Raw genomic sequence first — 25028 nt, 5'->3', positions numbered from 1 at the left:
TGTACTAGCGTCAGCAAGACTAAAACTAGAACGGTGTACACTGGGTTCTCTTGGTGTCAGCCTTGTCACTCCGTTTTGGTTTAGTTGAAATATACATGCTAGTATTCGATACTTATAATTAGCTAGCCATCGGGATTACCTATATCTATGCAGTTGAATTTTCGCCAATTAGAGATATTCGAGAAAGTAGCCACTACAGGTTCGTTTTCTGCCGCAGCGCGAAAGCTGGGGGTGGCGCAATCGTCGGTAAGTCTGGCAATTAGTAACCTTGAAACCGATTGTGGCAAGGTGCTGTTTAAGCGGGGCGCGCGAAGTGTCACACTAACATCGGTAGGCGAGTCTCTGTTATCTGAGGCGAGGTTGATACTATGCCGAGCGGAAAATTTCCATCGCATTGCCGATAGTTATGGCCCCCAACTTGAGAGCAGATATCGCATCGCCATCGACCCGTTTTACGATATGCCAAGGCAATTTCAGTTAATTCAGCATCTGAAAAAACAGTATCCCGAACTGCAACTGGATATTTTGGAAGGGACAGCTAAAGAAGTCACCCAATGGGTGTTAACTAGCGAAGCCGATATTGGATTTTCACTCGGCAGCATGTCAGCTTTACCAGAGTTAATTAGCCACACCATGCCGAGCGTGCCTTACGCCTACCTAGCCAGCCCTGAGCATCCACTGAGTGCCTTGGAGCAAGTCACCCTGCAAGATCTGAAAATGCATCGCCAAGTCATTGTCGAAACCAGCCGAGACTCGGGTCGTAATGCCACCGCAGTTAAAGTCTGTCACTGCTCCAGCTATAACTCGGCGATCATTATGGTCAAATCGTCTTATTGTTGGGCTTATATGCCATTGGGATTGAACGTGATGCATGAAGATATTGATGACGGTCAGCTTATTGCGCTAGAGGTGTTCGACTCACCACAAAAGCACTGTCAGCCGCAAGTATTTTGGCGTGCTGATCACTTAGATGGTGAAGTGCATCGGGCGATTCAGACTTGGTTGCTACAAAATCAGTAAGTCAACCAGTTAACAAGTCACAGCTATGCAAGATATATTGAGTCTGCGGACTGTTCCTGCTAGATTTACTTTGATACATCGTTACTGGAGATTTTGATGATCTGGATATCTGTAAAGATACTGCAGATAGGAATTGTCTACGGATACAGGAAGTATCATAAATCAAAAAGAGCCTCACAGTGAGGCTCTTTTTGTTTGTAATTAATTGTATTAGATATGGTCATTCAAATTTAGTTATTAGCGTGATGCGTAAGCTGCTTTAGCTTTCTCACGAGTCCAACCATTCTTAGTTCGACGCTCTTGGCGAATGTCACTACGAGAACCATCGGCATTGTTCCGTGCAGCGTCACGGATACCTTTACTATCACGTAGAGATTGGAACTTGTTGTACATAGTCTTCTGTTCAGGAGTCCCTTTACCGAAACCATTAACTAACTGGTCAAGAAGTGAAACATAGTCAGTATGGTTAACACTGATGTTGTTAATTGCTGCCATAGCCAGTACTTTTTGGACAGGTTGAAGAGCATCAATGTTAGTGAACAAATCTTTTACAGCTTTATCAAACTCTTCTGGAGTAGTCTCGGTACAATCATTACAGGTAGCCCAACGCTCCATGTATTGCATCATTGTCTGGATAGAAGAACGAGTCTCATCATTCTGAGCCAAGGCATACAGTTTGTTCCAGCCTGCTTGGTCACGAGGGTCTAAGATCTTAATAGGACTCTTCCAACTCATATCCAAGTCATGCTCATCTTTGATTGGGTTAACCTTGATCGGCTCATCCACTGGCTCACCAGGCACAACTTCAATTGGGTCTACACGGAAACCAGGGTCAATTGGAGTAATTACCACATCAATAGGTTCGATTATTACATCTTCAGGTGGAAGAGGATTAACTACAATTGGTTCCTCAATTGGGTCAGTACCGGTATCGCCATTATTTTTAGCAATATAAGCAACAGCCAGTACCTTGAACTTCTGCTCATCAGTTAGCTTTGGTTCACGAGGAGGAACTACTGGTTCAGGAACGATGATTGGTTCAATGTCTTTAGTGTAGACATATGTAGAACCGCCCTCTTCCATCAAGCAGATGCCTCCTGAAGCGTATGTAGCAACAGGACATAGCTCAGTACCTTTTTCTTTTGTTAATTCAGTAGCACTTGTACCGAAAGAAGTCGCTACCATGAATACTGAAGTTAGAATTACTTGTTTCATACACACACCCATGAACGTACTAGTACGCATTAGATTTTAAAAAAAACGAAGAAGGACATGCCTGCTCCGTATTGATGAGGCCAATCTTAATTGGTACCAGTACGCATTACAAGCGTTTTTTTTATAAAAATAATCAGTGAACATGTGCTTTTATTCTTAACGTTTTGTTTTATATCTGCATTTTTATGTAAATTATTTCACCAAAGACTATTTTTATTGCCATCTTTGCATCATCTTCACCGATATTTTGTGCGAGTATTTGCTGTAGTCGAAGTACTGAACCTCTAGAGTGAGGGCTTGTCCCATCTTTCATGATATTGTCGAATAGCATCTCCACAACTTCTTTGAATAAATGCTGTTCTTCATCTTTATAAGCTATTAACCATGAATCGATGAACCCTTGCTTTGTAGAAAAATCTAAAAGAGGGATAACTAATGGGAACACTTTTCCTTGGAGAGCCGTAGCGAACATAATGTTGCTTGGGTAGTAGGCTTGGATGCTACTCTTTCGCACATTAAACTCTTTTGCTAATCGATCATAAGTGACTGCTCCCCAGCCTTCATTAATAAAGATTGAGAAAATCTTATCATCCATGCTTTGTTTCTTTTTTGCTTTTTCTTCAGCGGATATCTTGGCCATATAGAATACTTTTTTGTTACTGCTATCTCATGATGATAACAGATAAAAGCCACTAATACGTTCTAGTACTTAAAAATTGACAGTTCTCTGATATGGCAAAAAAAGGATTTGGAATTAGAACAAGTATCGGCTTGTAAGTAAAGATGCTGTGAGCCAACTCTAACCGTTAGCGCTAGCTCTGAACGACTCAACCGTAGCGCTTTCCATTATCTGTAGTTGATCAAGATTTACGAGATTAGAAAGTTCAAATGCAGACTTTTATCCATAGATGAACAGATAGGGCACTAAAGTGCCCTAGTGCAAGCTCGCGCGTTTGTTCTTCTTAAATGACAAGCAACTTATCTACATACCTAATCTGCGTAGCGAAGAAAAAGCAAAGTTGGTAACCAAGTATGCACAACATCGTTCACCTCAAGTAAACCGCATCATTGTGCTTTAACTATGGCAACTGTAACGCTCAACTAAAATAGTCTCGAAACTCCAATATAAACGCGTCAATATCTTGATGGTCACTCGGCGACAACCCATAGTTTGGTTTACGACAATAACTCGACTCAATTAACCCGCGTTTTTGCAGTATCACTTTCTCAACTTCAATGATGTATTCACAATGAGTCATCCATTTAGAGATATACTCAAGTAGTTTACTATGCAGCTGCTTAGCCTTCTGTTGCTGACCTGATTGCCACAGATCGTAAATAGCAATGTAGACTTCATTGAAAGAGCAGCCTGGCATTACACCTTTCCCCCCAATAGAGAGCATATCCAACATGTAAAGTCCGGCATAGCCATTCATCACCACGGCATCAGGCTTTAGCGCTAGCAAATGCGACGTATAGTCCATTGGAGGATTACATTCGATCTTAAAAACCGCATTGTCATACTCGTCTGTAATCTCCTTCATTACTTGCGGCTCAATTGGTACACCAGTTTCCGATGGCGCATATTGAATCAATACTGGAATAGAAACCGCACGCAATACCGCCTTAACATGAGCAATAATTTTGTCGTTATCTGGTTTCAGGAAATGCGGTGGAAGCAACATGAGGCTTTGCGCACCCAATTGTTGATATCGTTGCGCACGTTTCACTGCAAGCTCAGTTGAATGCTCGGTAACCGAAATAGAGCTAAACACAGAACTACTGTTGGTCAATTGGCAAAAACACTCGGCGAGTTCATCTTTCTCAACGTCACTAAGTTTGTAAAACTCACTAGCAATGCCAAACAACGTCACTCCATGGCAGCCACTCGACAGTAAGTGCACGACTAGTTGCCTAAAACTTGGCATATCAACATCACCATTATCATCAAATGGCATCGCGACTATCGGGTTAACACCATAAATATCTTGTGGTTTGATCATCGTAGTAGTGCCCCCGTTGCCGCAGATGAAACACGGTCACGATAGAGACCAAGAATCCCATTTGGCATAGTTTTTTCTACCGGCTCCCATTGCTGACGACGCTTGTTAATCTCTTCCTCTGCGACATCAAGCGTAATAGTGCGAGCACTAATATTAAGCGAGACTTGGTCGCCATTTTCAATCAGCCCAATCACACCGCCTTCGTATGCTTCTGGTGAGATATGGCCAACAAACAAACCGCGATTGGATCCAGAGAATCTTCCATCTGTGATCAGAGCGCAAGACTCAGAGAGACCCATCCCTTCGAGTAGTTTCATTGGTTTGTACATCTCAGGTAATCCTGCTCCACCTTTCGGCCCTTCATAGCGAATCACAATCACAGAACCAGATACGATCTGATTGGCAACGATCGCATCAATAGCCGCTTGCTCAGAGTCAAAAACCACCGCTTTACCGCTAAACTGAAACATATGCTTAGGCACTGCCGCAGGCTTAATCACTGAGCCCTCGTGCGCCACATTACCGCGCATAACCCCGACACCGGACTGGTGCATAAATGGCTCATCTAAACGCTTGATGATATTGCGGTTGGTGGTGGTTGGGATCTGCTCCAATACATCACCTTTTCGCCCTACTACAGTGAGTGTGTCGAGGTCAAGTAACGTGCACATCTCTCGCTCCACCGCAGCAACGCCACCAGCGAGATGGAAATCAATCATGTCATACTCTGACGCAGGATAAATAGAAGCAAGTAGTGGCACCTTGTCACTCAGTTGAGCAAACCTATCTAACGGCAAAGGTCCAAGCCCCGCTTCATAGTGAATCGCTTGTAGGTGGATAATGGCATTGGTTGAACCACCCGTTGCAAGCAAGGTGCAGATTGCATTATCAATCGATTGCTTGGTAATGATCTGCCTAGCGGTGACATCATTTTCCACCAAAGTCATGATTTGCTGACCACTTTGATAAGCCACTTGTAAACGTTCGGGGTCAATAGCGGGAATCGTCGCACTGCCGGGTAGCGACATACCTAAAGACTCCGCAAGACAACACATAGTATTGGCTGTACCAAACATGGTACATGAACCGATTGTTGGTTCTGCGAGGTCTTCAATCTTACGAAACTCCTCCTCGTCAATTTCACCTTTGGCCTTCCATCCGATGGCTTCCGTGACAATGTTGCCGTCCCAATGCTTGCCTTTATACTCCGCAGGATACATTGGCCCTGCATTGACCAAAATGGCTGGGATATCGAGCCGAGCCGCAGCCATTAGCATCCCTGGCACAATTTTGTCGCACGAGCCAAGCAGTACCATAGCATCGAAGCGGTGTGCTCTGACCATCACTTCAATAGAGGCAGCAATGATCTCTCTCGCGGCTAGGATATAACGCATCCCTAGGTGACCTTCTGCAATACCATCACACGGCGCAATGGTGCCAAACGTCATCGCTGTACCACCAGCCTCTTCTATGCCCTTAATCACTTGCTGTCCAATCACATCAAGGTTGGCGTGCCCAGCGGTTGCATTGGTATAACTGTTCACAACCGCGATGATCGGCTGTCTTAAATCTTCATCAGAGTGATCCATCGACTTGTAGAGTGCGCGTTTAAGCGCACCGTCATCACCCTGTAAGATTCGATTATGGTGTGCTGTTCCACACCCTTTACAAGAATTACAGGTCATAGTTTACCACTCTGCAAATGAACCATCTTCGTTAGTCCAGTGTGGATTGCGCCACGCTGGTAAGGATTGCGCTTTTTGGTTTTGTTCACGCATAAACTCTTCATCAATCTCGATCCCCAAACCGTCGCCTTCAAGATTGAGGCAATAACCGTTATCAAACTGGAACACGTCTTTGTTCTTGATGTAATCAAGCACATCATTGCCCTGGTTATAATGAATACCCACGCTCTGCTCTTGAATAATGGCGTTTTGACAGGTGGTATCGATATGCACTGACGAAGCTAACGCGATCGCCCCTAACGGACAATGCGGCGCTAATGCCACATCGTATGCTTCTGCCATTGAGGCAATCTTCTTCAATTCAGTAATGCCGCCACAATGACACACATCTGGCTGAATAATATCTACACCACCATGTTTGAGTAACTCCTTAAACTCCCAACGAGAATGCAAACGCTCACCTGTTGCGATTGGGATTGCACCATATTGGGCAATCTCATGAATTGATTCACTAAAGTGCTCAGGTAGGACAGGCTCTTCAACAAACATAGGTTTCATCGGCTCAAGCTCACGCATTAAGATTTTCGCCATTGGCTTATGCACTCGGCCATGGAAATCGATACCGATACCAAAATCTTTGCCCATCGCATCACGCAGGCTCTGAACACGTTCGAGTAGCGCATCAACTTTGCTGTAGTTGTCGATAAAGTTAAGCTCATCGGTACCATTCATCTTGATAGCCGTAAAACCTTGTTCAGCGCGATCTTTCGCCATATTGACCACATCGTCAGGGCGATCTCCGCCAATCCAAGAGTATGTTTTAATCTTGTCGCGACACTTACCTCCCGTCAGTTCATAGACAGGTACACCCAAGGCTTTGCCTTTAATATCCCACAGCGCTTGATCAATACCTGACAACGCAGACATCATCACTGGACCACCTCGATAGAATGTCGAGCGATGTAAGTAGTTCCAATGCAACTCCATATCAAAGGGGTCTTTACCAATAAGATATTCCATCATCTCATCGACACAAGTGTGCACTGTATGTGTTCGACCTTCCAAACAAGGTTCCCCCCAACCAACAATACCTTCGTCTGTAATGATCTTTAGAAAGCCCCATCGAGGCGCGACGATAAATGTTTCATAACCAATAATCTTCATAATTCACCTTACTTAAATAAATCTGGGAGGAAAGTAATAACACCAGGCATAAATACCAACGCGATCTGAACCAGAAGCATACTGATCAGGAATGGAATAACGGCGCGGGTTAACTGAACCATAGAGGAGCCAGTAATACCTTTAGCAACAAATAAGTTAACACCAACAGGAGGAGTAATAAGTGCAAGCTCAGTGCCGACAATCAAAATAATACCAAAGTGGAATGGGCTAATGCCGAGCTGAACCAATATCGGCAAAAATAATGGTGTATAGATTAATATCTGTGCCGCGGTCTCAATAAACAAACCTGTAAACATAATAAGCGCAACAAAGATCAATAAAATAATTGTTGGGTTATCAGTAATCTGTAGAATTGCTTCACCTATCATTTGCGGAATCATACTAATAGTAAGATAACGTGCAAATGCTGTAGCGAAACCTAGAATAATAATGACACAACCTGTAGTTAACGCTGCGCGAGAAATAGTAGGTATTAAATCAGCGTAGGTCATTTCCTTATGTATAAAGAAACTAACTACAAGAGTATAAATAACAGTGATACACGCGGCTTCTGTTGCAGTGAATATCCCTGAGTAGATACCACCAAGAATAATGATTGGTGTCAATAGTGCCCATTTAGCTTCCCAAAAGGTAGTCTTGACTCGCTCTAGATTAAAGCCTTCGTCCTGACCTTTATAACCACGCTTTTTCGCTATTATGTAAACCGCAAGGATCAAGCCTAAGCCAATCATACCACCTGGTACAAAGCCTGCTAGGAACATATCACCAATCGAGATCTCAGCCGTCACCGCATAAATGATCATCGGAATAGATGGCGGTATTAGAATGCCCAATGAGCCCGCTGATGCGGTCAATGCGCCGGCAAAGTGACGGTTGTAACCCTTTTCAATCATGGAAGGCACCATCATTGAACCAATTGCCGCCACGGTAGCTGGCGAAGAACCAGAAATTGCCGCAAAGAACATACACGCAACAACAGTTACAATACCAAGGCCGCCAGATGCTCTACCAACTAAGCTAGAGGCAAAGTTGACTATCCTAGCCGACAAGCCCCCTTTCTCCATCACGAAACCAGCTAAAATAAACATCGGTATCGCGAGATAAGTAAAGGAATCTAATGAGGTAAAAGCAGTCTGTGCAATAAATGACATCGGGATATCTGCGATAACCAAAGCAAAAGCGGTACACATACCAATACTGATCGCAATTGGCATCCCGATAAACAACAGGATGACAAACACCAGCATAGTTAATAGAAACGCGTCCATTATTTATCACCTCGCTCTTGTTGTACTTTATGCAGCGCTTCTTCGGCTTCAGAGAGTGCATACTCATGTTCTAACTTGCCCGTTGCCCGGCGATATACACGCTGAATCAGGCGTAGAGAAATCAAATAAAAGCAGACTGGAATAATTGAGTACACCCATCCTGCATGCCATTCCAGCGCAGGTGTTGTTTGCTCAATATTGAGCGCATCAACCGATATTTCCAATCCATAGAAACCAATCCATGCCATAAACGTTGCAAATGAAAGATCAATAATGGAATCAAGGATTTTTTTGTTTCTACCTTTCACTATTCCGTCAATAACCTCGACACGTACATGGGCACCTCTTACTACGGCTAAGCTAGCGGCAAAATAAACTAGTGCGATAAATACATAGCGAGATAATTCCTCTGTCCAAGACAAAGAGAAGTTAAAAACAAAGCGAAATAAAATCTGTAGGAAACATAGCACAATAAGAGAAATAAAAAGTAAGGTACTAATATATTCTTCTATATTGTCTAAGAAAGATGTTTTCTTATTACTCATATAGACACCGATAGTTTTAAAGTAGGGCTGCGTTGCACAGCCCTATATAAAGAGATTTTATTTTTGTAGTTGTGCTACTTGCTGAGTTAGCTTTTTATATAGATCAGGGTTGATCTTATCCGCATACTCTTGAACCACTGGCGCTACCTTTTCTAGTATTTCGGCTTTAACTGCTGGATCGATTGGAGTATATGTCAACTCAGCATCGATCATATTTTGCAGCGACTGTGCATCGGTATCTTTTACCGCCGAACGCATATGATTGATCGCGATCTTCGCCCCTTCTTGTAATGCAGTTTGTTCTTGCTCAGTGAGTCCATCATAGAACTTTTTACCCACGACAAACACAACCCAAGAGTAGACGTGGCCAGTATCAGAAACATACTTTTGCACTTCGTATAAACGTTGTGAATAGATATTGGTATATGGGTTTTCTTGACCATCAACTACCCCTTGTTGCAGTGAAGAAAACAGTTCTGAAAACGCCATTGGCGTTGGGTTAGCTCCTAATGCTCGGAACGCATCTAAATGAGCTTTGTTTTGCATCGTTCTCAGTTTAAGCCCTTTAAAATCCTCTAATGTGTGGATTGGACGAACATTGTTGGTTACGTGACGGAAACCAAAGTTCCCGTAACCCAAACCAACGTAGCCTGCCTTATCTAGCTTGGATGACAGTTCTTGTCCCCACTCACCATCAACAACTTGGTTAGCAATTTCTTCTGTAGGGAAAATAAAAGGGAGCGTTAAAATGTTGAAATCTTTTACAATATTACCCAAAACAGCAGGCGAAGGTAGGTTCATTTGCACTGCATTGAATTTGATCTGCTCCAGTGCTTCTTGGTCGCTGCCAAGTTGGTTGCTCGGATAAACCGTTACCTCAATCGAGTTATTGGTTGCCGATTCAACGTATTGTTCAAACTTTTCCATTGCCGCATATTCAAAGTGCGACTCCGGAACACCAATACCAATACGCATTGTTTTGGCGGCATTTGCATGAATTGAGACCGCTAACATAGGTAGCGCACATGCGGTTAGTAGGGTTTTGAGTTTCATAGTTTCACCTTGTTGTTATAGTTGATTCCAAGCATTGCGATAAGCGATTGCATTTGACTCCACTTCAGCAAGCGAGGTACCGCGCTTATATAGATTGGAGCCGAGTCCAAATCCTTCCGCCCCAACGTCAAGATACTCTCGCATTATGGCTGGATCGGGATTTATTCCCCCAACAGGCAAGCACATAACTTCAGGCGGAAGAACCGACTTGATTGCTTTTAGGCCTGTAGGTTTAATTACTTCAGCAGGAAAGAGCTTTAGCACTGTCGCACCATTGGCAATCGCATCAAATGCCTCTGTTGGCGTCGCGACACCACAACAGACAAGGCACTGATGCTCTACTGCCTTTCTGACTACCTGCGGGTTCATATTGGGTGTAACGATCAGCTTTGCACCAACAGCTAGCACTGCGTCAAGCTTCTCTTCATCGGTTACAGTTCCCGCTCCGATAATGGCTTCATTACCAAATTCATTAACTAGCAACTCTATGCTCTCTAGTGCGTTCGGACTATTTAATGGGATCTCAATCAACCGAAATTCATGCTCAATTAATTTGCTGGCTAGTTCTACTATCTCGTTACTCTCCACTCCGCGCAAAATCGCGATAAGTGGATTATTTTTAAACCAGGGATTGTTTCTAAGTTCAATTGAGTTCATATTATTTATCCAAATCTAATCGGTAAAATTGATACATACCTTCTAAAAAGCATGCTTGCCCAGAAACTATTTCACCTTGGTAATTTAAAAAATCTAGCGCTATAGCATATTTGTTAGACAGCGATTCACTACCTATAACGTAATGTTTTTCTTCTCTGTTTAAATGACTCAATTCATTGCCTATCAGTAGCCCAGACAAATATTCAAGAACATCTTTTTCAGCTATTTTTTCAAACAGACGATTAGTGCGGGCACTAAATAAAATACTATTTAATGATTGTTCATACCCAAGCTCTAATCCTAAATAAAATGTTTGGCTAGAGAGTGATTGTTGATCAAGGTTGAGTCCTAAAATGGAGTGTTTTTTGAGTAAGCTAAATAGCTCTCCAGTCATATAAGTGGCAAAAGACTCTAGTTTCCCTTGATGCCAAATTGCATGCTTACTATGCGTCCCAGGTAGAATTGCGCTGAAGTTATTTTGGTTAGCAATACGTGATAAACCAATCAACTGGACTTCTTCTCCACGCATAACGTCCGGCTGGCCACATGCATTTATGCATGTCGCTCCTGCGACAATTTTTACGCTCGACGCCCAACCTTGTTGGATAGCAACACTGTGCTGTAAAAACTGCTCAGGCGTAGCTGGCAGTGAGACATATTTTGCCTCTATCCAGCCTTGCTTGGAACCCACCATCCCAGCCATATATATATTTGTCGTCTGGTTTAACCAACTCCCTAATTGGGCTTTCAACGCTTGATCAAACCGCTTATCGGCTACAGATAGCAAGCCTAGCTCTGCCGATTTCTCCTCAATACAGGCGCCATCTCCATTCATCAAGAAGGCGCGAAAATTGGTGGTTCCCCAATCAACAGCAATCCATGTATTACCCACTCAACCTCCAAGTCAGACAATAAACACATCTTTGTATGACAAGAAGAATAAGTAAAAAATTTTGACTTTGTTGTGATGATGGTCAAAAAGTCTACAAGATGAACTGGGGGAACGTCACATCTTTACCAATAGTTTTGCCAATAGCGTCCATAATAATATTTCTCATTACAGATCGAGCTTTTTCTACATCCCGCATTCTAACTGCTTCCATTAAATCAAAATGCATTTTAATTGCAGGTGCACTTAATTCCACTTCTTGTTCAAGCGTATGTTTAAATGTCATACCCAATGCAGTAATTAATGCATCTCCCATTGAAAGAAGAAAACAGTTATTGCTCGATGCAATTAGCGCTTTATGGAATTTAATATCACCTTCATTAAATAAATCTCGGTCTACTGTTTTTTCACCTTTAACCATTAACTCATAGCCTTCCTCTAATGCAACTAAATCTCTTGAAGTCGCATTTAACGCGGCTAATGCAGCAATATTAGGCTCAAAAATAAGTCTTGCTTCCATCAAACTTGGAATCAGTTCGTGGTCAACATCAAACTCAGAGATCCAACGTAACAGTTCTATATCAAGCCAGTTCCATCTGTTACGTTCATTAACTATGGTGCCCATTTTGGCAACAGTAGATAACATGCCTTTTCCTGCTAGAGTCTGTATTGCTGCGCGAATTGAGGTTCGAGACACGCCTAACGTGGTCGCCAATTCGTTCTCTCCAGCAATGGAGTCACCAGGGAGATACTGGCCTTTGAGGATTTTTTCTGCGAGGTGGTTTGCTACGATTTGTGTTTTTGTCAATGCCATCTTGTGTTACAAGTGTTCGTTGCTAGTTATACAAATGGTAGCTATTTATATGGATATATAATGTGACACGAATATCAAAAAGACAACCTACTTTCAATACGGTATCAATACTACGCTCAATGTATAGCGTATGAGCGAAACTATGCTACTGATGAGAACAGAACTACAACACATACTCATACCGACTCCTCACAAATTAATTTACAATGAAACCAAAGCCCCTAAATCAACAACACGGTATCAATGATCACTTGGAAGCAGTCCCTTGAAGGGTATGAATGGTTAATTCATCAAGTTTGGTATCTAGAGGTTAAACCTAATGAGGTAATTAGTTCGCCTCCACAATTGATTCCGAACCCGAGAGCTCATCTGTTGTTTACACCGCCTGAGCAGCGTTACCATTATGACAATGGCGAACAGGTAATGAGTGGACAAGGTAGTCATTTACTCTCGGCCTCCGAGCATTTGTTGCTGATGGATGATGTTTCTCCGTTAAAGCGGATTGGCATCACCTTTCAGCCTGACGCTCTTTATTTACTCAATTCGCAATCCCCTGAATTACTGAATCAATGTGGCTGGTACGATTGGTTAGCCTTACGCTTTGACAAACCATTTGAGGCGTCGTTACTTGACTGCGTATCTCAACAAGAAGTCGTCGGTTGTATAAAAAAGCAGCTTGAATATTTAGGAATAAGCTATCAACAAGACAAAGCCCATTCATTAGTTTCTAAGGCTCTCTCCGTTATCGCTAACCAACTAAGTAGTGATGAAGCCAGCGAGCTAAATGTCGAACAACTGACGCAAGATTGTAATAGCACTCGGCGCACGCTTGAGCGCCACTTTCGCCAAGTTATGGGGCTCAGTATTAAGAAATACCAATCAATGCTAAAGCTGGAACAGATGGTGCTCGCATTATACCAAGAACCAGAGTTTGTGGATTGGGCGGCATTTTCTCAACGATTTGGTTTTAGCGACCAATCGCACCTCATAAAACAACTCAAACAGCAGATCAAACGAACACCGAATCGCTACCTGAATCAGCGCGACCTTACTATAGACATCTATGGCGACTTTGAGACGTAATTTGTCGCAAAAGTACAATTCATCTTTGGAAAAGTTCATTAACATGGTCCGCAAATAATAACGAGGTAACCAATGTCATATTCAAAATTAAAACACGGCGAGTCAGTACCGTTTAATGAAACGCTATCTATCCAATTGATCCAACAAAAGGATCTCGTCGATATCTTCAAGATGTTTGACGACGAAGAAGTGAATCAATACCTATTTTTTGCCCCAGCAGACGAAGCCTTATACCAGGGATTTTTTGCTCCCATTGTTGAAGATACTGAAAAAGCACTCGAAGAGCAGCGCTGGCCCGATAACCCAACTTTTGTCATTCGAGACCATCAAGGACAATACATGGGGATGACTGCCATCACCCAAGTTATGCTCTTAGAGGGTAACCGTGAGGTAGGTTATCAGCTTCCAAGGCTCGCTTGGGGACAGGGGATTGCTACCCGTGCATGCCAACTAATGACGGAATTGGCATTCAATGAACTAGGCAGTCATAAAGTCTGTGCCGACTGTTATGGTTCAAATGTTGGCTCATACAAAACGTTAGAAAAGTGTGGCTATGTCAGAGAGGGTGAGCACGCTGATTACTACAAAACCACACAAGGTTTTGACTCTAAGTTGTTTTATGGCATGACGAAACAGCAGTACTTAAAACGTGCCTAAATGTTCCCTTAGCACATGGAGTGGTTAAAGCGTTCAAATAAGCTGCTTGCTCTTTAACCACTTTAGCCCTTCTCGCTTCGCTAACCCTTCAATTCGTTCTTTTTCTATAAAGCGCACGACAGATTCTGCATCGGTTTTTGAATATTCTCGTAATACCCAACCTATTGCCTTTTGGATGAAGAACTCTTTATCTAATTGGTTTTCTCGGATCAATTCAAAAAGCAAAGCTCTATCAGTGTTTTGCTTGAATTTTAACTGGTAGAGGAGCGTTGAACGTCGTAACCAGACATTCTCCGACTGCCGCCACTCCCCTATTACTTGTGCAGTTTCTTCGGGAAAGCGAACAAAATAACTCGCTAAAATATGTGTCGCTAACATATCGACAGTGTCCCACCATGACTTCGTGGTTACCCAGCGTTCTAAGTCCTTTAACATCGCTAACGGTAATTGAGTTTTGAGTTTGATAAGCAGGTCAACCGCGACCATTTGGAACTCTCGCTCAGGCTGTGCCCATAACTCATCAATCACACCTGAAAGCTCATCCAAAGAAGGAAGTTGGCTCTTGGTAAATAACGTTTTTAAAGCTGCTCTTCGTGGCGTAGACTGAATACCATAGAACGTATACTGACCACGCATGTAGGCTTTCATAAAGCTGGCGTTTTCAGCGTTTGCCAATGGTTCTAATGTTGCTTTTACTGTTTGATTCCATGGGCGCATATCGTCACACTCCTCCTACGAATTATTCAGCCATCTACCAATCTGGGGAAAAGCTGTCTAGAGCGTACACTACCCCTATGACTAAAGACCACCTGAATTAAGCCGCAATCACCATAGTTCTGTTCCACACTCCCAATAAGATGGTTGCAAAGAGAATCCATACCATCACAGCGGAAAGTAAGGTCCCAGTTAGGGTTAAGAAGTAGCTGAAATAGTACACAGTCAATAGGTAAGCGGCATAAGGAAGTAAAGAATATATCCCAAACAGTGCCGTCATACGAAGCGCTTCCATATTACGCTCAGTACCCACGATGTAATGGGCAATAAGCGCAAAGCTAGGAAACAGTGGCACTAACCCAGCAATATAGAAACTTTTACTTTTCGAAAGAATCGCAATAAGCAAAACCGCTAGAGCTCCAATCAAGCACTTAATAAACAAGGCGATCATTGGTTAAGCCAAATTGAAGAACAGCTCGTCGTCGGTCATGTATTTATGCTTACTCCCCAAGTTGCGAACATGCATAAACATAAATTCTGGAAAAGCTGGAGCTAGCAAGTCGTTTGGCTCCCACACTACTCCACCAATAAACACATATCGCCCTTGCTTCTCTTCATGATGGTGAGGGTTATTCAGCTCGGTAGAGAGCTCAGCTCGTGCGCCATCTATCACGCACACCACTTGCCCACGAGCAACACCAATCACTCGATTCACCAAGTTAGCTTTCATTCCACACTTCCAAGCTTGACGAGTTGCCCACTCAAAGCCGAGTTTACGAACACCTTTGTGCACGTTGACGATTAAGTTCATTGCCTGCGCTCCATGATTGTCGGTTATAACAAGCATCAGGTTAGAGTGGATGGTAAAGACTAGCGAGGAATAGGTAGAGGTGAATTCTCAGCCGATGGTAAAACATACAAACAATTGGAGCATTAAGAAAGCAACCTACCAGTGTATACGCAGTAGGCTGCTCAGTTTCGATTAGGTTAATGCCTTATTTGTGATTTTGTCAGATTGACGAGACACAATTTCCGCTTCGAACCAGTTTTGAATCACAAAACCCTTGTTCTCCAACCGATTAAGCATCAGTTTGGCCATTTCTTCGCCCACACTATGCGTATCGTAATGCAAGGTCGTGATTGAAGGCTTGCTGTAACGACTGTGCTCATAGTCACCATAACCCGCAATCGCAATATCGACACCAGGCTGATAACCAAGCTCCTCACAAGCTGCTATCGTACCTAACGCCATGGTATCATCAGCACACAAAATCGCCGTTGGGCGATGAGCTAATGACAACACCTCTTTGGCCATCTTGATCGCGTCTTCTTCGTTCAGTTCACCGTTAAGCAATAAACGGTCATCCGCACATAGACCCGCTTCTTCCATAGCCTTAACATAACCCCGCTTACGAGCTTGAGAGAGTGTGAGTTCAATGGGGGCATCAAGGAAAGCAATACGCGTATGTCCATGCTCTAGCTGACGTTTTGTCATCTGATAAAAGGCATGTTCATTGTCAACGTCGACAAAGCAATCTTCCTCAAAGCCGATATCGTAACCGTGGCAAATATAGGGAAACTGCTTCTGTTTTAGCATGGCAATACGTTCATCATTGCTGCGCGTACGAACAATAAAAAGCCCGTCGATCAAACCACTTTCAATGAAATCCAAGTAGACCTTATTCTCATCTTGGCAATCAGCGATCGTTGTTACGATCAATTGGTAATCATGACGAGCAAGAAATGCAGAGGCGCCCGCTAGTACTTTTGAGAAAGCTGGTGAAACGAACATTCGTGAGTTAGCCGGTAGAATGATACCAACGTTTCTTGATTTACCTGAGGCAAGGCGCTTCGCTGTTGGGTTAGGTTTATAGCCTATCTCCTTTGCCGCAGCCAACACCTTTTGTCGAGTTTCTGGGTTTACATCGTTGTATCCATTTAACGCCCGCGAAACAGTAGATTTAGAGAGCCCTAAATGTTCTGCTAGTTTTTTTATCGACATAATATCCTTAGCACTCACTGACCAATAACTGACAACGACTGACGGAGGTAACGGCTTGTGGCGTCAACACTCCTTCCTTCAATTGTGAATAGTACTCTCGCCAACCTTTTTGATTGGAGATGACCTCATTCTCTAAATCATTTTTACAATAATTCAAGCAGTTAACCAAGCGGTGTGCACCATCATCTAAGTAATCTTTGTTTCGATAGCAACCTTCTAACATAAACCTCAACAGTGCAAGTGCGATTGGTGTTTTCGAGACAAACGTACCGGTAAAGGGATACAGTTTTGCCTTCAGCGCTTCAATTCCCAATGGATGCTGTTTAGCGTAGCCACTAAATAACAGCACTCGTTCAATATCACCGAGCACCTTTCCAGCCTCCGATACTTCCATGACTCGTCCAGCAAACGCTTCTTTATCGTGGCGCATAATCAGCCCAGGTTGATGGCTGTACGCAAGGTAATGACCATCGACTGGGTTAGCTAAGGCAGATAATATAAATGCTTGATCTTCAGCTCTATGGATAAACGTCGGCGTATAAGGTTGGAACTCATACAGTGCGTCAATCAAGATTCCGTTGGTTCCGCCTGTGACGTGCACACGCTGGATGTCATCTCTCTGGCTGATTACTTCTTCTTGGGTGGAAATCGCCTGACCCCAACGAGCACAGAATAGCTGCTCAAACATGGCATAATCCCGCCCTGTCGGCAGTGTCACATCAGGGGTAAAAAGACCCAAGTGAGCATCGCTTTCATTGACCAATCCACCAGCAATCATACCCAGTTTAACCTTGTGGCCACTGTTATCAACGGCACTAGCACCCCAATTAGAATCTAAAAAGTGTTCAAACACAGATTTGCCCGTTTCGTTGATGAGCATGGTTTGGTCGAACACTTGGTCAAGGTCAATTTTGAATGTAGCTTTGAGATCCGGATTCACTGCTTTTTGCCACAACGGCGCTACCGCTTTAAGGAAACTATAGTGTCTTCCATATGCCCCGTTTACTCCGAACACACCTTTAAGGTCATCACTTGCCTCTGGAAATGCATGACGCAGCACCTCAAGACATTCACTTTCACCAAAAACTGCTACATTGAGGTGCTTGAGGTTAAGGTGCGTGTTGATCTCAAACTCAACATACTGTTTCGCAATGTCTGCCAACGCAGGGTGTGTCACCGAGCATGACAGGACGATAGTTGCCTTAGCGCCTGGTGCAAGGTTGCCTCGTTTTACTTCCACTGCCAACGCTTCATCAAGGTGCTTTAAGCCATAAAGGACCTCATTCTCTTCGGCAGAGATGCCAACAGGGATAGGATGATCGTACCAATACTTTTGCTGCTGGTTTTGAGCCTGCTGTAAGGTTTGATGGAAGCACTCCCCCAACGTTAAGTGGTTAACATCATCTCCTCGGAGTGGTACACCTAATAACACATTGCTCGTGAACAAGACCTGTGCAGCAACATCCGTAATCGCCTGTGACGACTTGGTCATATTATGCAGAGTTCGATTGCGGTGAATATCCTCTCTTACCTTTTCGGGTGTCGATTTAGCCGCTATGGCTTCGGGGCTGAATAGTTGCCAAAGAGGGTTATCGCCTTCGGGTAACTCATCATAGTTATGTGAAAGCTCGGCTTCAGCGTCCGGTACAAACGCATCTAGGAACTTCAAGACAGGATGGTGTTTATTTATGTTAAGAAGCTCACAGGCGACTTGATATTCAACATGGTTAGGCTGCTGGCTAACAAACCACGCGTGACAAAGCTGACTTGAAAGATCAGAGCCTTTTAATAGGGAAAACTGATTATTTACGTTGAGATATTCACAAATTTTCGGCAGTAGAGACATATTGGCATCCATAAAAAATCCCCTTCACAAACCGATGAAGGGGATTAGCAATTAAAGGCGTTGCTCTGTTTCCACATCAAACAGAAGGACACGAGATAAGTCGACGAGCAAGTCCATTTTTTGGCCGCGTGTTACTTCTGAGCGAAGGTCTAGGCGTGCTTTCACGTTCTCTTCTCCCAACTTAAACAACACTTCTTTATCAAACCCCATCGGTTCAACTAGGTCGATGTTGATATTATCGAAGTTAAAGGTTGTTTCACTCTCCCCAAAGAACTCCTTGTCATTGAAAAAGTCTGGACGAATGCCCACTTTTACAGCAAGTCCCTCCGCCGGTACTGCCTCATCAAAATGAACTCCGGTCAGCAGCTTTCTAGGCAGTTGATATCCTCCTAGTTCCAGATAGTCGTTGTACAGTGTACCGTCCATGATGTTCATTGACGGAGAGCCAATAAAGGTCGCAACGAAAATATTGACTGGGTTGAGGAAGATCTCCATCGGAGAGCCGACTTGCTCAATAATACCATCTCGCAATACCACCACTTTATCCGCTAGCGTCATTGCCTCGACTTGGTCGTGGGTAACATAAACACTGGTGCGGCCAAATCGGTTGTGGATTTGCGCAATCTCGGTACGCATGTGGTTACGCAGTTTGGCATCCAGATTTGACAAAGGTTCATCAAACAGGAAGCAGTCAGCATCACGAACAATTGCGCGCCCCATAGCAACACGTTGGCGCTGGCCACCAGAAAGATCAGCTGGCTTTCTCTTTAGGTAATCTTCCAGCTTGAGCATTTTGGCAACATCTTCCAACCGGCGCTGGATCTCCGACTCTTCCATCTTTAAGCGGCGTAGAGCAAACACGATGTTCTCTTCAACGGTTTTGTGCGGATACAATGCGTAGTTTTGGAACACCATCGCAATATTACGATGTTGTGGTTCGACATCATTAACCACTCGGTCGCCAATGGAGATCTCACCAGATGTTGCCTGTTCAAGGCCTGCAATCATACGTAACGTAGTCGATTTACCACAACCAGATGGGCCAACTAAAACCACAAATTCGCCATCTTCGATATCAAGACTGATGTTTTTTACAACCTTGGTGTCACCGTAGTTTTTAACAATATTTTTTAATGAAATAGAAGCCATAATTATTAACCTTTCACACCACCATCAGTTTTGCCACCATCCATATGACGCATAGCAAACAAGAAACACACTACGACTGGAGCCAGAGTTAACATGGACGCTGCCATGATTCGGTCCCAAATCGCATTTTTCGATACAAATAGCTCTTGTAGCGCGAGTGGCAATGTGTAGAACTCTTTGAATTGTTTTAAGAATACAGACGCAAACAGGTATTCATTCCAGCCGATAATAAAGCAGTACATAAACACGGTTGCGAGCATAGGTACTGATAACGGTAATACCACTTTCCAGATCGCTTCTTTGCGCGAATAGCCATCCATCATCGCGGCCTCTTCTAACGCAAAAGGGATCGTGCGGAAGTAGTTACCCAGCATATACAGCGCGACTGGCAATGTTTGCACAATATAGATGGCGAAGAGACAGAACAGACTACCCCACATACTGGTCGCTAACCCGACGTTTACCGCCATTTGATACAGCGGTACCATCAACAGTACGCCGCCCACCATATAAACGAAGAGCACCGAGCGCTGAACAATTACCTGCCCAGTAAATCGCAGGCGTGAAATGGAATAAGCACCCATGACTGCGAATATGAGTGACACCGTAGCCGCTCCCGCAGATATGGAGAAACTATTCAGCATAAACCGGCCAAAGGGAAACACATCAGAGTTGCTGGTGTATTTCGCCATAATGGCGTCTTTCTTATCTTGAGGCAGCTTAGGATTCTCTAGAATCTTTTGTATTGCTGCCGGTATCTCTACCTGTTTTTGCTCAGTTAAGCCTAATAATTCCTTATAGGCATCGAGGTTAACGACCTGAGGAATCAATGACGGGTTGCCCCAGTCAAACTGGTGCTTTAACGAGGTCGAGAGTATTTGCGCAAACGGAAGTAAGCAGAAGCTCACCAGTAAGAAAATTGCTAACGCAAATCCAATACGTCCTTTAAATGTTGGTTTTCCTAACATAATGAATTACCACTTAAGAATTTTCTTAACATAGAACCAAATCAGCACACACAAGACGCTGAACTGGATCACGGAGGTTGCTGCTGCAAGCCCTTGATCGATTACCCCAGTGAAAGCTTGGTAATACGTAAATACTGGAAGAGTTTGAACATTGGGCGCCAAAAGGAACACGTCTTCAAAGCGGTTCAGGTTCCAAATCAAACGTAGAATCACTACCGTTGCCAACACGAAATAAATTTCTGGCAGCGTCACATGGAAGAAACGTCCAATTGGTCCATAACCGTCAATCGCCGCCGCTTCGTATTGGTCTTTAGGAATCGACGTCAACTTGGAAAGAATCAACAGATATGCAATCGGGAAATGCTTCCAAACATCAAAGATAATAACGACCCAAACAGCCGAACCAGGTTCACCAATGAGGTTGGTTCGTTGATTCCAGATATGCAGTACATCAACCATTAACCAGTTGAAGACACCGTTAACAGGGTCAAAAAGAAATTGCCAACCAAATACAACGGAAATAACCGGCGCAAAATATGGCATAAGAATAGCGGCACTCACTAGGCCACGACCTCGGAACGGATTACGCATCAATAATGCAACCGCGAGTCCTAACAGGGTTGTGCCAGCAACAGTACCAAATAGGTAGATACCGGTTGTTGCAATGGATGAGTAATAGTCTGGATTTGCCAGCAAGCGAGCGTAGTTGGCAATCCCGACAAAAGTTTTGTCACCGTTCAGCTTTACATCAAAGAAGCTTAGGTAAACATTAAAAACGATCGGATAGAGTATCAAAAGCCCAATAATGCCAATGGTCGGAGCGACAAGCTTCCACCCGAACCGCGCTTCTGCTCTCTCTAATGGTGTCATGGTAATTCCTTGTTAATCTGAGGCAGCGCACCATGCTGCCCCGTAAAGGTTCTTAGTGAAGGTGCGCCGCTGGCTGGCCAGCGACGTCTATCGCTATGCAGAGTTAGTTTTTGATAAGCTGCTGCATCTCGTTTTCAGCCCAATCCAACGATTTTTGCGTGTCTTGTCCTTCAATCACAGAGCTATAGATCATGCGTGGAATGATCTGTTTCGAGAAGATCTCGCCAGATTCAGGGAACGCCTTACCGTCCACAATAGAGAAGTTCTTGATGTTCTCAAAACCAGCAATGATCTCCTTAATGGACTCTTTACCGTAGTTAGCAAAAATGCCTTTTGGATCATTAAGGAATTCATCAGTTTCAGCGATGTCTCGAAGCATAGGAAGGTGGCCACCAGGTGCCATGTGAGAGTATGCAACAACCTGATCTTTCTCGTTCATGTATTCAATGAACGCTTTCGTCGCTTCCACTTCATCCTTGTTGTCGTTCTTCATGATAGAGAAACCAACCAAGGTACCAAATGTAGAGGCTGAAGTATGAGTGATTGCTGGAGCTAAACGCGTGTTCTTCGCTAGATTTGGATCAAATGTCGCGCCTTTAAGATCTTTAAAGTTCTCGTTACTCAATGAACTTGCTGCGGCTTCTGCAAGTGCAATGTCATCCATGATATACGTGGAGTAGAAGAACATCGCTAGCTTGCCTTGCAAATAGTAGTCACGTGCGCGCCATGTCTGTGGACCCGGAGGTGTGTACTTTGAAAGGTCTTTATAAAAGTCTAAAACTTCTTTTTGCGCTTCAGAGTTGAATATTAGGTTACCGTCTTTATCAAACTGACCCGCATCGTTTGATAGTGCGAACTGCGTATAAACCTGCTCAGCATAGCTATCCGCTTTTGTGCCGATGAGAATGCCGTATTGGTTTTCCTGAGGCTTATTAAAGTACTTCGCTGCTTTTTGGATGTTTTCCCATGTTGTCGGTGGCTCCAAACCCGCCTCTTCAAACCAGTCAGCACGATACCAAATACCTTGAACCCAACCACGATATGGTAGAGCAACAAATTTATTGTTATCTGGATCTTCTACCAACTTCAATGAACCTTTATAAAAACGGTCCTTACCTACTGCTTCTATGGTTGCTGTCGTGGCGTCTAAATCAACAATACCTTGCTCAGCAAACGCTAAAGACAGGTTAGAGCCTACTTCAATCATATCTGGAAGCGTATTCGATGCGGCGGCGGCGGCAATCTGCTTCGGCATGTCATTTTCATCTACTGCCACAACTTTCACATCGATACCTGGGTTCAATGCTTCGAACACATCAGCCATCACTTCTATCGTCTGAAGGCGGTCTGATTGGGTTTGTGTTGTCCAATACTCAACTGTAGTCGCTTGTGCAAGGCTAGATAAGCCTAAACCAGCTACGGCAAGTCCAAGGGTCAGAGTTTTTAGTTTCATCGTTATATCCTTTACGATTTAGGATTCATGTTATTTATGAGTCGCCAGCTTAGCTGGCTCTATTTTTTACTTAGCTAACCACATCACTTGATATGGTTGTACAGTAACAACACCACTTAAGTCGTTACCAGAAATCAAATCGTGAGCGACTCCTTTAAGCACTGCATTGGTATCTAGCTCAACCGCTTGATTTGAAATATTAATTGCCACCAACACTTGCTCATCACGCACAAAAGTGACCAATTGCTCACTGGTTGCCACTACGCGCTGACTAGCGCTAGGAGCAAATGCTCTCTGTTGCTTACGAATACTTAGAATATGCTTAAAGCGAGATAGCACTTGGGCACGACGAGATTCTGGATTCGCTAACTCAGTTTCCACATTAGTACGATCAAGCTTTTCACGGTTAATCGCGCGGTTATACCCCAGGCGTTCCAATCCTTCTATATCGTTTCCAGACCCCAATAGACTGTGCACATATATTCCAGGAACCCCCGCCATCGAAATAAGGATGGACTGGGCCGCCATAAAGCGATCTAGGTTAGTTTGGTCATCCGCATTCGCATTGCGGATGGCATCAAAATAGTTGATATTCAGCTCATAAGGACTTTGTGTACCGTCACCGTTATCTTTGTATGAAACACGGCCGCCATTGGTCTGCACTACTGATAGTAAATGGTCTACTTGTTCTTTGTTTAAGATGCCTTCAACAGGACGCACACCGATGCCATCATGAGAGGCTAAGAAGTTGAAGAATGTGGTCTGTTCCGAACACGGTTCTAAGCTCGACATCCATTCAACAATTTTTTCACTGCTGCCTGTTTGCAATGTGTGCAGTGTTAATGGCGGCAGCGGGAACTGGTACACCAAATGCGCTTCATTCTCACCGTTGCCGAAATAACTAATATTGTCGTTATGCGGTACATTGGTTTCAGTGATCAATTTAACGTGAGGTGCCACTGCGCTCATTAATGCTCGCAACGCCTGAACAATGGCATGAGTTTGGGGCTGATGAATACAAGGGGTATCCAACTCTTTCCACATAAAGCCAATCGCATCAAGACGAATAAAAGAGGCTCCTTGCTGAGCATAAAACAGCAGTAACTCGGCAATTTTCTGGAACACTTCTGGGCAACGGAAATTAAGGTCAATTTGATCTTCGCTAAACGTCGTCCAAATATGTTTTGTACCGTGAGCCGTTTCAAAAGTCGTCAGTAGTGGCAATGCTCTAGGGCGTGTGACTGAGCTGTAGTCTCGGTTTGGATTAGCTTCAGTAAAGAACTCTCGATACTGTTCTTCTCCTTTTATATAGCCCTGAAACCAATCACTGGATTTTGAAATATGATTGATCACACCATCAAACATTAAGTCATAGCTATTCGACAGCGATTGAACGTCTTGCCAATCACCCAGTTCTGGGTTTATTTTCCAATAGTCGACAACGGAGAATCCATCGTCCGATGTATACGGATAACACGGGAGAATATGTACCGCAGAAAGAACATCAGCGGCATTATCGTTCAAGAACTCTCTCAACGTGTGAAGCGGTGCCTCTCCTTGTTTTTTGATTGAGTCACCATACGTAATCAGCATGATGTCGTTTTGATCAACCCATTGCTTTTTGCCCACATACTCTGGCTGGTTCGCAATAAGATTTAGAAGGTTGGGAATGAGTTCATTAAGTTGAGCTGGCGAATACACACCTGCCAAAATTTGTTGCAGGTCTTTTTTAACTTGAGAGTTAGCCGTCTGTTCCTGAGCCATGTTGATATCCATTATTACAAATCAAACAACCAAAACCGGTTTTGATACTTTTCCAAAAAATAGTGGTTTTAAAATTCACCACTTGATAACTTCGATTTATAATTAGTCTAAACAGGCTTTATTGATTATTTATTGAGCCAAGTCTCATTTTCCCAGACAACCAAAACCGGTTTTGGATTATCGTGAAT

The 25028-nt window shown here is 43.6% G+C and carries 24 protein-coding genes; 3 read left to right on the top strand and 21 right to left on the bottom strand.

Features of this window, described 5'->3' with window-relative positions; all coding sequences use genetic code 11:
- The first annotated feature begins 147 nt into the window (after positions 1–147).
- Positions 148–1020 (top strand): LysR family transcriptional regulator, encoded by an 873-nt coding sequence (locus tag AWH66_RS11795; protein ID WP_063603134.1) that lies wholly within the window; start codon positions 148–150, stop codon positions 1018–1020.
- Between the two features lie 237 nt (positions 1021–1257).
- On the opposite strand, the gene AWH66_RS11790 is transcribed toward AWH66_RS11795, so the two are convergent.
- From AWH66_RS11790 to AWH66_RS11740, 11 genes are all read right to left on the bottom strand, one after another.
- Positions 1258–2235, bottom strand: coding sequence for a hypothetical protein (locus tag AWH66_RS11790; protein ID WP_063603133.1), 978 nt, complete (start codon positions 2233–2235; stop codon positions 1258–1260).
- A 169-nt stretch (positions 2236–2404) separates the two neighbouring features.
- Positions 2405–2875 (bottom strand): hypothetical protein, encoded by a 471-nt coding sequence (locus tag AWH66_RS11785; RefSeq protein WP_063603132.1) that lies wholly within the window; start codon positions 2873–2875, stop codon positions 2405–2407.
- 457 nt (positions 2876–3332) lie between these two features.
- On the bottom strand, positions 3333–4238 hold the full coding sequence (locus tag AWH66_RS11780) for a dihydrodipicolinate synthase family protein (RefSeq protein WP_063603131.1): 906 nt from the start codon (positions 4236–4238) through the stop codon (positions 3333–3335).
- On the bottom strand, positions 4235–5923 hold the full coding sequence (gene ilvD / locus AWH66_RS11775; RefSeq protein WP_063603130.1) for a dihydroxy-acid dehydratase: 1689 nt from the start codon (positions 5921–5923) through the stop codon (positions 4235–4237). Before ilvD ends, AWH66_RS11780 begins: the two co-directional genes overlap by 4 nt.
- Before the next feature lie 3 nt (positions 5924–5926).
- The gene (gene dgoD, locus AWH66_RS11770) at positions 5927–7087 is read right to left on the bottom strand and encodes a galactonate dehydratase (protein ID WP_006070847.1); all 1161 of its coding nucleotides are present in this window, start codon (positions 7085–7087) and stop codon (positions 5927–5929) included.
- A gap of 8 nt (positions 7088–7095) precedes the next feature.
- Positions 7096–8376, bottom strand: a complete 1281-nt coding sequence (locus AWH66_RS11765) for a TRAP transporter large permease (protein WP_063603129.1) — start codon at positions 8374–8376, stop codon at positions 7096–7098.
- Positions 8376–8921 (bottom strand): TRAP transporter small permease, encoded by a 546-nt coding sequence (locus tag AWH66_RS11760; protein ID WP_063603128.1) that lies wholly within the window; start codon positions 8919–8921, stop codon positions 8376–8378. Before AWH66_RS11760 ends, AWH66_RS11765 begins: the two co-directional genes overlap by 1 nt.
- 57 nt (positions 8922–8978) lie before the next feature.
- The gene (locus AWH66_RS11755) at positions 8979–9974 is read right to left on the bottom strand and encodes a TRAP transporter substrate-binding protein (protein WP_063603127.1); all 996 of its coding nucleotides are present in this window, start codon (positions 9972–9974) and stop codon (positions 8979–8981) included.
- Between the two features lie 15 nt (positions 9975–9989).
- Positions 9990–10631, bottom strand: a complete 642-nt coding sequence (locus AWH66_RS11750; protein WP_063603126.1) for a 2-dehydro-3-deoxy-6-phosphogalactonate aldolase — start codon at positions 10629–10631, stop codon at positions 9990–9992.
- Between the two features lies 1 nt (position 10632).
- Positions 10633–11523 carry a 2-dehydro-3-deoxygalactonokinase gene (locus AWH66_RS11745; RefSeq protein WP_063603125.1) on the bottom strand — a complete coding sequence of 297 codons (891 nt, stop codon included), beginning with the start codon at positions 11521–11523 and terminating at the stop codon, positions 10633–10635.
- Between the two features lie 91 nt (positions 11524–11614).
- Complete coding sequence (locus tag AWH66_RS11740; protein ID WP_063603124.1) at positions 11615–12334, bottom strand: FadR/GntR family transcriptional regulator; 720 nt, start codon at positions 12332–12334, stop codon at positions 11615–11617.
- A gap of 243 nt (positions 12335–12577) precedes the next feature.
- On the opposite strand from AWH66_RS11740, the gene AWH66_RS11735 reads away from it, so the two are divergent.
- Both AWH66_RS11735 and AWH66_RS11730 read left to right on the top strand, forming a co-directional pair.
- Positions 12578–13417: a helix-turn-helix domain-containing protein gene (locus AWH66_RS11735; protein WP_063603123.1), complete on the top strand. Its 840-nt coding sequence runs from the start codon at positions 12578–12580 to the stop codon at positions 13415–13417.
- A gap of 72 nt (positions 13418–13489) precedes the next feature.
- On the top strand, positions 13490–14074 hold the full coding sequence (locus AWH66_RS11730) for a GNAT family N-acetyltransferase (protein WP_063603122.1): 585 nt from the start codon (positions 13490–13492) through the stop codon (positions 14072–14074).
- 33 nt (positions 14075–14107) lie between these two features.
- Here AWH66_RS11730 and AWH66_RS11725 read toward each other — a convergent pair whose 3' ends face one another.
- The 10 genes from AWH66_RS11725 to AWH66_RS11680 all read right to left on the bottom strand — a co-directional run bounded on the left by AWH66_RS11725 (position 14108) and on the right by AWH66_RS11680 (position 24840).
- On the bottom strand, positions 14108–14791 hold the full coding sequence (locus tag AWH66_RS11725; RefSeq protein ID WP_063603121.1) for a DNA alkylation repair protein: 684 nt from the start codon (positions 14789–14791) through the stop codon (positions 14108–14110).
- Positions 14792–14888: 97 nt separating this feature from the next.
- Positions 14889–15239: a GlpM family protein gene (locus tag AWH66_RS11720; protein ID WP_063603120.1), complete on the bottom strand. Its 351-nt coding sequence runs from the start codon at positions 15237–15239 to the stop codon at positions 14889–14891.
- Between the two features lie 3 nt (positions 15240–15242).
- Positions 15243–15599 carry a hypothetical protein gene (locus AWH66_RS11715; RefSeq protein WP_063603119.1) on the bottom strand — a complete coding sequence of 119 codons (357 nt, stop codon included), beginning with the start codon at positions 15597–15599 and terminating at the stop codon, positions 15243–15245.
- A 171-nt stretch (positions 15600–15770) separates the two neighbouring features.
- Positions 15771–16790 (bottom strand): LacI family DNA-binding transcriptional regulator, encoded by a 1020-nt coding sequence (locus tag AWH66_RS11710; RefSeq protein WP_063603118.1) that lies wholly within the window; start codon positions 16788–16790, stop codon positions 15771–15773.
- Between the two features lie 7 nt (positions 16791–16797).
- Positions 16798–18648 (bottom strand): hypothetical protein, encoded by a 1851-nt coding sequence (locus AWH66_RS11705; protein WP_063603117.1) that lies wholly within the window; start codon positions 18646–18648, stop codon positions 16798–16800.
- Positions 18649–18687: 39 nt separating this feature from the next.
- Positions 18688–19785, bottom strand: coding sequence for an ABC transporter ATP-binding protein (locus AWH66_RS11700; protein ID WP_063603116.1), 1098 nt, complete (start codon positions 19783–19785; stop codon positions 18688–18690).
- Positions 19786–19790: 5 nt separating this feature from the next.
- On the bottom strand, positions 19791–20753 hold the full coding sequence (locus AWH66_RS11695) for a carbohydrate ABC transporter permease (RefSeq protein WP_063603115.1): 963 nt from the start codon (positions 20751–20753) through the stop codon (positions 19791–19793).
- Positions 20754–20759: 6 nt separating this feature from the next.
- The gene (locus tag AWH66_RS11690) at positions 20760–21623 is read right to left on the bottom strand and encodes a carbohydrate ABC transporter permease (RefSeq protein WP_006070822.1); all 864 of its coding nucleotides are present in this window, start codon (positions 21621–21623) and stop codon (positions 20760–20762) included.
- 103 nt (positions 21624–21726) lie between these two features.
- Positions 21727–23076: an ABC transporter substrate-binding protein gene (locus tag AWH66_RS11685; RefSeq protein WP_006070820.1), complete on the bottom strand. Its 1350-nt coding sequence runs from the start codon at positions 23074–23076 to the stop codon at positions 21727–21729.
- 66 nt (positions 23077–23142) lie between these two features.
- Positions 23143–24840: an alpha-amylase family glycosyl hydrolase gene (locus AWH66_RS11680; RefSeq protein ID WP_063603114.1), complete on the bottom strand. Its 1698-nt coding sequence runs from the start codon at positions 24838–24840 to the stop codon at positions 23143–23145.
- Between the last annotated feature and the right edge of the window lie 188 nt (positions 24841–25028).

Source organism: Vibrio barjaei (genome assembly GCF_001639065.2).
GTDB lineage: Bacteria > Pseudomonadota > Gammaproteobacteria > Enterobacterales > Vibrionaceae > Vibrio > Vibrio barjaei.
This window is presented reverse-complemented; position numbering and strand designations above follow the sequence as displayed.

What these genes read in the sequence shown, in the direction of transcription:
- AWH66_RS11740 (WP_063603124.1), bottom strand. Translation starts at nt 12,334, where the DNA reads ATGGCATTGACAAAAACACAAATCGTAGCAAACCACCTCGCAGAAAAA.
- AWH66_RS11690 (WP_006070822.1), bottom strand. Translation starts at nt 21,623, where the DNA reads ATGACACCATTAGAGAGAGCAGAAGCGCGGTTCGGGTGGAAGCTTGTC.
- ilvD (WP_063603130.1), bottom strand. Translation starts at nt 5,923, where the DNA reads ATGACCTGTAATTCTTGTAAAGGGTGTGGAACAGCACACCATAATCGA.
- AWH66_RS11730 (WP_063603122.1), top strand. Translation starts at nt 13,490, where the DNA reads ATGTCATATTCAAAATTAAAACACGGCGAGTCAGTACCGTTTAATGAA.
- AWH66_RS11735 (WP_063603123.1), top strand. Translation starts at nt 12,578, where the DNA reads ATGATCACTTGGAAGCAGTCCCTTGAAGGGTATGAATGGTTAATTCAT.
- AWH66_RS11725 (WP_063603121.1), bottom strand. Translation starts at nt 14,791, where the DNA reads ATGCGCCCATGGAATCAAACAGTAAAAGCAACATTAGAACCATTGGCA.
- AWH66_RS11760 (WP_063603128.1), bottom strand. Translation starts at nt 8,921, where the DNA reads ATGAGTAATAAGAAAACATCTTTCTTAGACAATATAGAAGAATATATT.
- AWH66_RS11755 (WP_063603127.1), bottom strand. Translation starts at nt 9,974, where the DNA reads ATGAAACTCAAAACCCTACTAACCGCATGTGCGCTACCTATGTTAGCG.
- AWH66_RS11795 (WP_063603134.1), top strand. Translation starts at nt 148, where the DNA reads ATGCAGTTGAATTTTCGCCAATTAGAGATATTCGAGAAAGTAGCCACT.
- AWH66_RS11785 (WP_063603132.1), bottom strand. Translation starts at nt 2,875, where the DNA reads ATGGCCAAGATATCCGCTGAAGAAAAAGCAAAAAAGAAACAAAGCATG.
- AWH66_RS11710 (WP_063603118.1), bottom strand. Translation starts at nt 16,790, where the DNA reads ATGTCGATAAAAAAACTAGCAGAACATTTAGGGCTCTCTAAATCTACT.
- AWH66_RS11720 (WP_063603120.1), bottom strand. Translation starts at nt 15,239, where the DNA reads ATGATCGCCTTGTTTATTAAGTGCTTGATTGGAGCTCTAGCGGTTTTG.
- AWH66_RS11765 (WP_063603129.1), bottom strand. Translation starts at nt 8,376, where the DNA reads ATGGACGCGTTTCTATTAACTATGCTGGTGTTTGTCATCCTGTTGTTT.
- AWH66_RS11700 (WP_063603116.1), bottom strand. Translation starts at nt 19,785, where the DNA reads ATGGCTTCTATTTCATTAAAAAATATTGTTAAAAACTACGGTGACACC.
- AWH66_RS11705 (WP_063603117.1), bottom strand. Translation starts at nt 18,648, where the DNA reads ATGGATGCCAATATGTCTCTACTGCCGAAAATTTGTGAATATCTCAAC.
- AWH66_RS11680 (WP_063603114.1), bottom strand. Translation starts at nt 24,840, where the DNA reads ATGGCTCAGGAACAGACGGCTAACTCTCAAGTTAAAAAAGACCTGCAA.
- AWH66_RS11715 (WP_063603119.1), bottom strand. Translation starts at nt 15,599, where the DNA reads ATGAACTTAATCGTCAACGTGCACAAAGGTGTTCGTAAACTCGGCTTT.
- AWH66_RS11780 (WP_063603131.1), bottom strand. Translation starts at nt 4,238, where the DNA reads ATGATCAAACCACAAGATATTTATGGTGTTAACCCGATAGTCGCGATG.
- AWH66_RS11790 (WP_063603133.1), bottom strand. Translation starts at nt 2,235, where the DNA reads ATGAAACAAGTAATTCTAACTTCAGTATTCATGGTAGCGACTTCTTTC.
- AWH66_RS11750 (WP_063603126.1), bottom strand. Translation starts at nt 10,631, where the DNA reads ATGAACTCAATTGAACTTAGAAACAATCCCTGGTTTAAAAATAATCCA.
- AWH66_RS11695 (WP_063603115.1), bottom strand. Translation starts at nt 20,753, where the DNA reads ATGTTAGGAAAACCAACATTTAAAGGACGTATTGGATTTGCGTTAGCA.
- AWH66_RS11685 (WP_006070820.1), bottom strand. Translation starts at nt 23,076, where the DNA reads ATGAAACTAAAAACTCTGACCCTTGGACTTGCCGTAGCTGGTTTAGGC.
- dgoD (WP_006070847.1), bottom strand. Translation starts at nt 7,087, where the DNA reads ATGAAGATTATTGGTTATGAAACATTTATCGTCGCGCCTCGATGGGGC.